Below are 10,685 nucleotides of genomic sequence, written 5' to 3'. Positions count from 1 at the left end.
ATTAAAGCCCAAGCCATGGCCCCTCGGATCAAAACCAGCGAGCGCATCGTGCAGAACAGCCTGGAGCTGTTCAATCAGCAGGGTGAGCGCAGCATCAGCACCAACCACATTGCTGCCCATATGGAAATTTCCCCGGGCAACCTGTACTACCACTTCCCCAACAAGCAGGCGATCATCTCCGTGCTGTTCAGTGAGTACGAAAGCCTGGTGGACAGCTTCCTGCGCCCGCCCCAGGGTCGTGCCGCCACGGTCGAAGACAAGCGCTTCTACCTTCAGGAATTGCTGGCCGCCATGTGGCGCTACCGGTTTTTGCACCGCGATCTGGAGCACCTGCTCGACAGTGATCCGGAGCTGGCCGCCCGTTATCGGCGCTTTTCCCAACGCTGCCTGATCCATGGCACTCACATCTACGCGGGCTTCGTCGAGGCCGGCATCCTGCAAATGGACAAGGTTCAGATCGAGTCTCTGACGCTCAACGCCTGGATCATCCTGACGTCCTGGGTGCGTTTTCTGTGCACCACACGTGAAAATTCCAATCACCTGAGCGAACAGGCCATTAAACGTGGTGTGTATCAGGTGCTGGTGCTTGAGGCCGGTTTCGTCACGGATCAATCTCGCGACGCGGTAAACGCGTTGTTCGAGGAGTTTTACGTGCCGCTGGCCCAAGCGCTGGAAGAAGTGCAGTAGGATTCAAAACAGACTTAATCACAGGAGCCCGTTATGCCCATTGCGCAACTGATCAGCCCGCAAGCGTTGGACCTGAAAAAGGAGCAGCCGGGGCTGGTGATTCTGGATTGTCGTTTTGCCCTCGAAGACCCGGATTATGGTCAGCGCAGTTATGCCGAAGGGCATATTGCCGGGTCGAGCTTTGCCGATCTTGAGCGTGATTTGAGCGGGACAGTGGTCAAGGGTGTGACCGGGCGCCATCCGTTGCCTGAACCTGCAGACTTGATCGAACGTCTGCAAGCCTGGGGCGTCAACGCCGACAGCGATGTGATTTTGTACGACGACGGTCCGGGTGCGTTCGCGGCGCGGGCCTGGTGGTTGCTGGCCTGGCTGGGCAAACGTGATGGCGTGTTCATTCTGGATGGCGGGCTCAAGGCCTGGCACGCGGCCGGTTTGCCCCTGAGTCTTGATGCGCCGCAGATTGAACGGGGCACCTTCACGGGGTCGCCGGACAACGCGCTGGTCTTGAGCGCTGAACAGCTCCAGAAGCGTCTCGGCCAGCCTGCGCTGACCCTGCTGGATGCCCGCGGCTTGCCGCGTTTCAAGGGCGAAGTAGAACCGATCGACCCGATTGCCGGGCACATCCCCGGCGCGCAATGTGCGGCGTTCACCGACAACCTGGGCAGCGACGGGCGTTTTCTGCCGGCGGATCAGCTCAAGCAGCGTTTTGCCGAGAAGCTCGGTGATCGTTCGCCGAGAGATCTGGTGGCGTACTGCGGTTCTGGCGTGACAGCCTGTCACAACCTGTTCGCGCTGTGTCTGGCGGGTTATCCATTGGGATCGTTGTATGCCGGTTCATGGAGCGAGTGGATCAACGATCCTGCGCGGGGCGTCGCCAAGGGCGAATAAACGCAAATCCAATGTGGGAGCGAGCCTGCTCGCGAAAGCGGAGTGTCAGTCAACAATGATGTCTACTGACCCACCGCCTTCGCGAGCCGGCTCGCTCCCACATTTGGACCTGTGTCGACCTCAACGTCCGGGGAGTTGCCGGGCGCTGCGATACGCGCCCGGCCCAACGCCGTAAACCTGCTTGAATTGCCGACTCAGATGACTCTGGTCAGCAAACCCCAACTGCGTAGCCACTTCCAGCGGCAAACAACCGTTCTGTAACAGCGCCCGCGCCCGAGCGATGCGCTGCTGCATCAGCCAGGTGTGTGGCGGCATGCCCGTGGCGCGGCGGAACACCCGGGCGAAGTGGAAGGGTGAAAGGTTGACTGCCGCTGCCAGTTCTTCCAGCGAAGGCGGCGTTGCCAATTGTGCTTGCAGCAGATCCTTGGCCAGCGTCACCGCGCGGTGTTCCTTGCCCGGCTTGCTGGCAATCGGCACGGCGGCGTGCCGTTGCAGCAGCGATAGCATCATTTCCCGCCAGACCGTTTGTTGTTGCAGGGCCGTGGACGGACTCTCCAGCAGATGATGCAGTTGGCAGAAACCCTTCACCAGATCCGGATCGCGATACAGCGTGGCGCCAAATGCTGGCAAGTCGTTGGTCGGCAGTTCCAGCTCGGCCAACAGCGACAGAATCTGACCGCTGTCCGGATAAAACGCCCGATACAGCCAGCCATCCTCAGTGCCTTTATGGCCGGTATGCAGTTCGTCCGGATTGATCAGCACCAGCGTGCCGCTGCCCGCCAGGTGTTCGGCACCGCGATAACGATAGCGCTGGGCGCCCGCCATGATCATGCCGATCACGTAACCGTCATGCACATGGGGCGCAAAACGGTGTTCGATGTAGCGCGCGGACAATAACTCGACGCCGGCCAACGGCGCTGTTTGCCAGAATCGGATCGACTCGCCCTGATCGACGTCCATGGCCTTACTGACGACCCACGGCGGTCAACCACTGTGGGATGCGGCGTTCCAGGTAGTAACCCGGTTGCTTGAACGAACCATCGACGAAGCCGACATGCCCACCCTTGGTCTGTAACTCGAATTGAGTGCAGGCGGACAATTCGTCGGCGTGCGGCAGGCTATGAGGAAATATAAACGGGTCATCGGCCGCTTGAATGATCAGGGTTGGCGTACGAATTTCGCCAAGGAAATAGCGACTTGAGGCGCGGTCATAGTAATCCTTGGCATCGGCAAAACCGTTCAGCGGCGCGGTGACCCGGCCATCGAAATCCCAGAACGTGCGCATGTTCTCCAACGAGCCCAGCGCGGCCAATGCCGCCAGTCCTTCCTCGCGCCCATCGTGCTGGAACTGGCGCTGCTTGTTTTTAATGTAGGCCACCATCTCGCGCATGAAATGCGCCTGATAGACCTTGGAGAAACCCTGACCGATACGGTCGGCGCATTGATCGAGACGAAACGGCACCGACACCGCCACCGCACCGACCACGCCACTATTGCTGCCGGATTCGCCCAAGTGCTTGAGCAATACATTGCCGCCCATGGAATAGCCGACCGCATACAACGGCGCGAGCGGTCGTTGGGCCTTCAGGTGTTTGATGGTTTCGGCCAGGTCTTCACTGGCGCCAGAATGGTAGCTGCGCGGCAACAGATTTGGCTCGCCGGAACAGCCGCGCCAGTTCAGTGCGACGCTGGCCCAGCCTTGGGCACCCAGTGCTTTCTGCACCCCGGCCACGTAAGGCGAATTTGAAGAGCCGGTCAGGCCGTGCAACACCAGCACCAGTGGCGCATCGGCGCTGTGCGGGCCGTGCCAGTCGAGATCGAGAAAGTCGCCATCCTCAAGCCACAAGCGTTCGCGCTGGCGTTCGATGTGTGTGGTTTTGCGCCACAGCGGTCCCCACAAGGTTTGCAAGTGCGGGTTGCCGAGGCCGAAGGCGGGGGTGAAGCGTTCTGGCGTTTGGGGCACGATGGTTCTCGATGCAGCGGTGCGAGCCTCGCTTGAGGCGCGCACCTTTTTCAGGCCGGTTGGTTAACCGGCAATCTCTGCCATACGTTGCCACAGCGCGTAATACACCCGCCCGGATTTCTGCTCCCGGTGCAGGCGCCAGTTGCCTGGTAAGCCAAGGCTCGATGGCGCATTCTCGCTTTCAGTGTAGATCCAGGCTTCATCAGCCAGCCACTGACGCTCTTCAAGTAATGCACAAACGCCCGGCAACAGGTTCTGGTTGAACGGCGGATCGAGGAACACCAGGTCGTAAGCGGTCGCTGTCTGGGTTTCCAGGTAGCGCAGGGCATCGGCGGTCTGAATCTGGCCGGTGGTGCAGCGCAGCGTGCCCAGATGTTCCTTGATGCTGGCGACCGCGATGTTACTGGCGTCCAGCGCCTGACCCATGGCCGCGCCACGGGACAAGGCTTCGAGGAACAACGCGCCGCTGCCGGCGAACGGGTCCAGAACCTTGGCGCCAGCGACATAAGGCGCGAGCCAGTTGAACAGGGTTTCACGCACCCGGTCCGGGGTAGGGCGCAGGCCCGGTGCATCCGGGAAACTCAGCTTTCGGCTGCCCCATTCACCGCCGATGATGCGCAGTTGGTTCACGCCGTTATGGACGTTGTGTACGGGTTTTTTAGGACGAGTGGCCATTAATGCTCCGGAACCCCGAGCGGTTGCTCGGCAGGTTTATCAGTTGGGGCCGGTAACGGCTTTTGCGGCACGGTCGGGCCAGCGCTGACGATGACCATTTTGTCCGTGCTCAAATGTTTGTTCAGTGCGGTTTTGACTTGCTCGACCGTCAGGCTTTGGGACTCACGCATAAAGTCATCCAGATAACTCAGCGGCAGGTTGTAGAACCCCATGGCGCCGAGTTGGCCGACAATGTCGGCGTTGCTGGCGGTGGACAGCGGGAAGCTGCCGGCCAGTTCACGCTTGGCGTCGTCGAGTTCTTTCTGGGTCGGGCCGGTTTTAAGGTAGTCGGCGAGCACGTCCTGCACCAGTTTCAGCGTGCCTTCGCTCATCTCGGCGCGGGTCTGCAGGTTGATCATGAACGGGCCGCGAACCTGCATCGGGGTGAAACCCGAATACACGCCATAAGTCAGGCCGCGCTTCTCGCGCACTTCGCTCATCAACCGCGTGCCGAAGCCACCGCCGCCAAGAATCTGGTTGCCCATGGACAGCGCCGCGTAATCCGGGTCGTCACGGTCGATGCCCAATTGCGCGAGCATCAGGTTGGTCTGCTTGGACGGAAACTCGATGTGACCGATGCTGGCTTTCGGTTCCTCCGGTTGCGGGATTTTCGCCAGCTCCGGGCCTTTTGGCAGCGCGCTGGAGACTTGCGCAGCAATCGCCTCCGCCTCGGCACGAGACAGGTCGCCCACCAGCGCAATCACCACGTTGCCAGCCGCGTAGGCCTTCTCATGGAACGCCTTCAGTTGAGCCAGTGTGATCGCTGGAACGGTTTTCGCCGTGCCGTCGCTGGAGTGCGCGTACGGGTGATCGCCGTACAGACGGTTCATCAGCTCCAGGCTCGCGAGTTTGCCGGGGTTCTGCTTCTGGTACTCGAAACCGGCGAGCATCTGGTTCTTGATGCGCGCAAAGGAATCGGCCGGGAAGGTCGGTTTGCCGACGACTTCAGAGAACAACTTCAGGGCCGGTTCGCGTTTGTCCGCGGCACTGAGGCTGCGCAACGAAGCCAATGCCATGTCTTTAAATGCGCCGTTGCCAAAGTCTGCGCCCAGGCCTTCGAAGCCCTGAGCGATGGCGCCGACATCTTTGCCGGCCACACCTTCGTTGAGCATGGCGTTGGTCAGCACGGAGAGGCCAGGTGCGTCGCCGTCCTGGCTGCTGCCAGCGGCGAAGATCAGGCGCATGTCGAACATCGGCAGCTCCCGGGCTTCAACGAACAGCACCTTGGCGCCCTCGGCGGTCTTCCAGGTCTGCACGTCCAGGGTGCGGTGGCCTGGCGCTTTGCCGTCGAGTTCGGCCAGCGATTGCAGCTTCTGGCTGGTCTTGGCCTTGTCGAGGGCTTCGCTGGCCTTGGATTCGTCGGTCTTCGAGAAGTAAAACGCGGCAGACCCGATCAATGCGACAGCGATCAGGCCCATCAGGACCAGGCGCGGTTTTTTACGCTCACTCATGAGTCGTCTCCTCCGGCAATACATGGGCGACGCTGAGACGTTCGCGGGTGAAGTACAGCTTGGCGGCCTTCTGGATGTCGTCCGGGGTCACGCTTTCCAGGTCAGCGAGTTCGGTGTCCATCAGCTTCCAGGACAGGCCGACGGTTTCCAGTTGGCCAATGGCGGTGGCCTGGCTGGTGATCGAGTCACGCTCGAAAACCAGGCCGGCAATGACCTGGGCGCGGACGCGTTCCAGTTCTTCAGCGGACGGCGCGGTGGTTTTCAGCTGTTCGAGCAGCTTCCACAGGCCAGCTTCAGCCTGAGCCATGGTTTTGTTTTTCTGGGTGTTGGGCGTTGCCGACAAGGTGAACAGGCTGTCGCCACGGGTATAGGCGTCGTAACTCGACGAACCGCCGGAGACCAGCTCTTCGCCACGCTCCAGTTGCGTCGGAATGCGTCCGCTGTAGCCGCCGTCGAGCAGGGCGGAGATCAGGCGCAAGGCGTTGACCGAGCGTTTGTCTTCAGCAGTGGCGATGCTTGGCACGTTGAAGCCCAGCATCAGGCTTGGCAGTTGAGTCTGCACATGCAGGGTGATCTGCCGTTCGCCGGGCTCGGCCAGTTCCAGCGGGATTTTCGCCGGTGGCACGTCACGTTTGGCGATCGGGCCGAAGTAGCGCTGGGCCAGGGTTTTGACCTCGTCCGGGGTCACGTCGCCCACCACCACCAACGTGGCGTTGTTCGGCACGTACCAGGATTGGTACCAGTGGCGCAGCTCTTCGACTTTCATGCGGTCCAGGTCAGCCATCCAGCCGATGGTCGGCGTGTGGTAACCGCTGGCCGGGTAGGCCATGGCCTTGAAGCGTTCGTAGGCCTTGGACATCGGCTTGTCGTCGGTGCGCAGGCGACGTTCTTCTTTAATGACTTCGATCTCGCGGGCGAACTCGTCGGCCGGCAGGCGCAGGCTGGCCATGCGGTCGGCTTCCAGCTCGAAGGCTACGCCCAGACGGTCGCGGGCCAGCACCTGGTAGTACGCCGTGAAGTCGTCGCTGGTGAAAGCGTTCTCTTCGGCGCCGAGGTCGCGCAGGATCAGCGACGCTTCGCCAGGGCCGACTTTCTCGCTGCCCTTGAACATCATGTGTTCCAGGGCGTGGGACAAACCGGTCTGACCCGGCGTCTCGTAGCTAGAGCCGACCTTGTACCAGACTTGGGAAACCACCACTGGCGCACGATGGTCTTCGCGCACGACGACCTTCAGGCCGTTATCGAGGGTGAATTCGTGGGTGGGTTGTGGATCGGCAGCCAGGGCCGAGAGGGGCAGACAAACTGTGCTGAGCAGCAGGCCTGCAGCGCGGCGGGCTAGAGCATTCATTCGTTTTTAAACCTTTGGGGCTGCCCGCTTGGTCTTAGCGTCGGCGGGCGAGAGGGTGCTAGGATACTGATCCGTTTTACTGGCGGCCACGCCTATCAGGCCTTTGATCGGTCAGCAGGTTGTTTGGGTTTACGGCGGAAGCTTTGAGTTTGTCAGCTAAACTCTGCGTTTTCGCCGACGATGCCGTTCCAGTCCTTCGTATTAGTCGACCTTTGAGGTGCTGTTTGCACCTCGACAAAATGTTGCGCGTGAACAAGCTGGGTCAATCGCAGTCTGTTCTGCATCGAATATTTATTTGCCGAGGCGCCCTTTGGCGCGTCGCTACCGTGAGATAGCCGTCATCCATGTTTGGTTCCAACGACGACAAGAAAGCCCCAGCTGCGGCTGGCGAGAAGAAAAGCCTGTTCGGATGGCTGCGCAAAAAGCCGCAGGAACCCGTCGTCGAACAGCCACAGCCACTTCCTGAGCCAACGCCTGCGCCGGTAATAGAAGAAGAGCTTGCGCCGATTGTCCGGCCGATCGCTGAGCCGGTGCTGCAAACGGCCATTGAGCCTGAGCCTGATGTAGTCGCCGAAGTCGTGGCCCAAGTGCCGCTCACGCCCATTGCCGAGCCATGGCTGACGTTGCCTGTGGCAGAAGAGCCGGTGGCATTGGTCGAAGATGAGCTGGCGCCGCACATTACGCCGCCGATTCCAGCGCCGACTGCCTTTGCTCCTGAGCCCGTTCAAGCGCCAGTGGTTGAGCCGGTTGTCGCGCCAGTGGTGGTGGCCGAGCCTGAACCGGTTGTTCCAGAACCCGTGGTGCCCGCTTTTGTTGCTCCGGTTGCTCCGGTTGTTCAACCGCCGGCACCGGTCGTCGCACCCGTTGCCGCCGCACCCGTCGTTCCGGTCGAAGTGCCTGCCGAGCCCGTGCGTACCGAAGAAACCAAAGCCGGATTCTTCGCCCGCCTGAAACAAGGCCTGTCCAAAACCAGCGCCAGCATCGGCGAAGGCATGGCCAGCCTGTTCCTGGGCAAGAAGATCATCGATGACGAGCTGCTCGAAGACATCGAAACCCGCCTGCTGACCGCCGATGTGGGCGTCGAGGCGACTTCGGTGATCATTCAGCATCTGACCCAGAAGGTCGCGCGCAAAGAGCTGGCCGACGCCGACGCGCTGTACAAATCCCTGCAAGCGGAACTGGCGGCGATGCTCAAACCCGTCGAACAACCGCTGAAAATCACTTCGCAGAACAAGCCGTTCGTGATTCTGGTCGTCGGCGTCAACGGCGCGGGCAAGACCACCACCATCGGCAAACTGGCGAAGAAGCTGCAGCTCGAAGGCAAGAAAGTCATGCTCGCGGCCGGCGATACCTTCCGCGCCGCCGCCGTCGAGCAATTGCAGGTCTGGGGCGAGCGCAACAAGATCCCGGTCATCGCCCAGCACACCGGCGCTGACTCGGCTTCGGTTATCTTCGACGCCGTGCAAGCCGCCAAGGCCCGTGGCATTGACGTGCTGATCGCCGACACCGCCGGTCGTTTGCACACCAAAGACAACTTGATGGAAGAGCTGAAGAAGGTTCGCCGGGTGATCAGCAAGCTCGACGCCGAGGCGCCTCACGAGGTGCTGTTGGTGCTCGATGCCGGCACTGGCCAGAACGCGATCAGCCAGGCCAAACAATTCAACCAGACCGTGGAACTGACCGGCCTGGCGCTGACCAAGCTCGATGGCACCGCCAAAGGTGGGGTGATTTTCGCCCTCGCCAAGCAGTTTGGCCTGCCGATTCGCTACATCGGCGTCGGTGAAGGCATCGATGATTTGCGTACTTTTGAAGCAGAACCCTTTGTCCAGGCATTGTTTGCCGAGCGGGAGCGTTCATGATTCGTTTCGAACAGGTCGGTAAGCGCTACCCGAACGGTCACGTCGGCTTGCATGAGCTGAGCTTTCGAGTCCGTCGGGGCGAGTTTTTGTTTGTGACCGGCCACTCTGGCGCCGGTAAAAGCACCTTGTTGCGCCTGCTGCTGGCGATGGAGCGTCCGACCACCGGCAAATTGCTGCTGGCCGGGCAAGACCTGAGCACCATCAGCAACGCGCAGATCCCGTATTTGCGGCGGCAGATCGGCGTGGTGTTCCAGAACCACCAATTACTGTTCGATCGCACGGTGTTCAACAACATCGCGCTACCCTTGCAGATCCTTGGGCTGTCCAAGGCCGAGATCGCCAAGCGCGTGGATTCAGCGCTGGAGCGCGTGGCGCTGTCGGACAAGACTGATTTGTACCCCGGCGACCTGTCCACTGGTCAGCAACAGCGCGTCGGCATCGCCCGCGCCATCGTTCACCGCCCGGCCTTGCTGCTGGCGGACGAACCGACCGGTAACCTCGATCCGCGTCTGGCGGCGGAAATCATGGGCGTGTTCGAAGACATCAACCGTCTGGGCACCAGCGTGCTGATTGCCAGTCACGACTTGGCACTGATCGCCCGCATGCGCCACCGCATGCTGACCCTGCAACGCGGCCGATTGATCGGTGACGGGGAGGCCGGCGTATGAGTGCGACACGCAGCCCCAAGGTTTCCGAGCGCGTGGCCCCGAAGGCCGCCGATCAGCAACCGCAAAAGAAAAAACGCGACGATGATGACGGCCCGGATTTCGCGACACTGTTCCGTGCCTGGGTCGAGAGCCATCGCGCCAGCCTGCTCGATAGCTTGCGTCGTTTGGGCAAGCAGCCAATCGGCAGCTTCTTCACCTGCATGGTGATGGCGGTTGCCCTGAGTTTGCCCATGGGTCTGTCACTTTTGCTAAGTAACGTCGAGCGTCTCGGCGGTTCCTGGCAGCGTGCGGCGCAGATTTCTCTGTATTTGCAAATCGAGGCCAGCCCCGCTGAAGGCGAGTCGTTGCGCGAGCAGATCAAAGGCATGCCTGGCGTAGCTGATGCTGAATATGTCGGCCGCGATCAGGCGCTGGAAGAGTTCCAGCAGCAATCAGGTCTGGGTGAGGCGCTCAAGGAACTGCCGGAAAACCCGCTGCCAGGCGTGGTTCTGGTCACCCCGAACGAAGTCGACAAGCCCGCGCTTGAAGCATTACGACAAAAACTTTCCGAGCTGCCGAAGGTACAACAGGCGCAACTTGATCTAGTCTGGGTCGAGCGTCTGGCAGCCATCCTCAAGCTGGGTGACCGTTTTGTCTTCGGTCTGACCGTGCTTCTGGTTTCTGCATTACTTTTGGTGATAGGCAATACCATTCGTCTTCATATTGAAAACCGCCGCACAGAGATAGAAGTGATTAAACTCGTCGGCGGCACTGACAGCTATGTGCGCAGGCCCTTTCTGTATATGGGTGCGCTTTATGGCTTCGGTGCGGGGATTCTTTCCTGGGGCGTATTGGCGTTCGGCCTTGATTGGCTGAACGACGCGGTGGTTGGGCTGGCCGGTCTGTATGGCAGTGATTTTGCGCTGGCCGGAGTGCCAGTTGCCGACGGTCTGTCTCTCTTGCTTGGCGCGGTGCTGTTGGGGTATATCGGTGCATGGATTGCAGTCGCACGCCACCTGCGGGAGCTTGCGCCAAAGTAATATCATTTTGCTCGTATTGACCTTTCAGCGTTTATGGGAACTTGTCTTTCGGTTTCCGGTCAATTTTCGCAGTGCTGAACTGCACGAG

At 60.6% G+C, this 10,685-nt stretch carries 10 protein-coding genes; 5 read left to right on the top strand and 5 right to left on the bottom strand.

The features are described 5' to 3' along the window. The first annotated feature begins 15 nt into the window (after nt 1-15). Together AC3IUE_RS30560 and AC3IUE_RS30555 are read left to right on the top strand one after the other, a co-directional pair. A complete protein-coding gene (locus tag AC3IUE_RS30560) occupies nt 16-687 on the top strand; it encodes a TetR/AcrR family transcriptional regulator (RefSeq protein WP_489264544.1) in 672 nt (223 codons plus the stop codon). Nucleotides 688-720: 33 nt separating this feature from the next. After that, a complete protein-coding gene (locus tag AC3IUE_RS30555) occupies nt 721-1,575 on the top strand; it encodes a sulfurtransferase (protein ID WP_489264543.1) in 855 nt (284 codons plus the stop codon). 120 nt (nt 1,576-1,695) lie between these two features. Here the strand turns inward: AC3IUE_RS30555 and AC3IUE_RS30550 are convergent, their stop codons facing one another. The 5 genes from AC3IUE_RS30550 to AC3IUE_RS30530 form a co-directional block, all read right to left on the bottom strand. Next, complete coding sequence (locus tag AC3IUE_RS30550) at nt 1,696-2,535, bottom strand: AraC family ligand binding domain-containing protein (RefSeq protein ID WP_489264542.1); 840 nt, start codon at nt 2,533-2,535, stop codon at nt 1,696-1,698. A gap of 4 nt (nt 2,536-2,539) precedes the next feature. Continuing rightward, nucleotides 2,540-3,538, bottom strand: coding sequence for a hydrolase (locus tag AC3IUE_RS30545; RefSeq protein WP_056738931.1), 999 nt, complete (start codon nt 3,536-3,538; stop codon nt 2,540-2,542). 63 nt (nt 3,539-3,601) lie between these two features. Continuing rightward, nucleotides 3,602-4,213, bottom strand: coding sequence for a 16S rRNA (guanine(966)-N(2))-methyltransferase RsmD (gene rsmD / locus AC3IUE_RS30540; protein ID WP_033060498.1), 612 nt, complete (start codon nt 4,211-4,213; stop codon nt 3,602-3,604). Continuing rightward, on the bottom strand, nt 4,213-5,703 hold the full coding sequence (locus AC3IUE_RS30535) for a M16 family metallopeptidase (RefSeq protein ID WP_056738935.1): 1,491 nt from the start codon (nt 5,701-5,703) through the stop codon (nt 4,213-4,215). The genes rsmD and AC3IUE_RS30535 overlap by 1 nt, the downstream gene beginning before the upstream one ends. Then, on the bottom strand, nt 5,696-7,051 hold the full coding sequence (locus tag AC3IUE_RS30530) for a M16 family metallopeptidase (RefSeq protein ID WP_489264541.1): 1,356 nt from the start codon (nt 7,049-7,051) through the stop codon (nt 5,696-5,698). The genes AC3IUE_RS30535 and AC3IUE_RS30530 overlap by 8 nt, the downstream gene beginning before the upstream one ends. 344 nt (nt 7,052-7,395) lie before the next feature. On the opposite strand from AC3IUE_RS30530, the gene ftsY reads away from it, so the two are divergent. Genes ftsY through ftsX form a run of 3 tightly spaced genes read left to right on the top strand, consistent with a single transcriptional unit; the run spans nt 7,396 to nt 10,597 of the window. Next, a complete protein-coding gene (ftsY, locus tag AC3IUE_RS30525) occupies nt 7,396-8,910 on the top strand; it encodes a signal recognition particle-docking protein FtsY (RefSeq protein ID WP_489264540.1) in 1,515 nt (504 codons plus the stop codon). Then, nucleotides 8,907-9,578 carry a cell division ATP-binding protein FtsE gene (ftsE, locus tag AC3IUE_RS30520; RefSeq protein WP_008152655.1) on the top strand — a complete coding sequence of 224 codons (672 nt, stop codon included), beginning with the start codon at nt 8,907-8,909 and terminating at the stop codon, nt 9,576-9,578. Before ftsY ends, ftsE begins: the two co-directional genes overlap by 4 nt. After that, nucleotides 9,575-10,597 (top strand): permease-like cell division protein FtsX, encoded by a 1,023-nt coding sequence (ftsX, locus tag AC3IUE_RS30515; protein ID WP_008152652.1) that lies wholly within the window; start codon nt 9,575-9,577, stop codon nt 10,595-10,597. The genes ftsE and ftsX overlap by 4 nt, the downstream gene beginning before the upstream one ends. The last annotated feature ends 88 nt before the right edge of the window (nt 10,598-10,685 follow it).

It is taken from the genome of Pseudomonas sp. GL_093, assembly GCF_057837605.1.
This window is presented reverse-complemented; position numbering and strand designations above follow the sequence as displayed.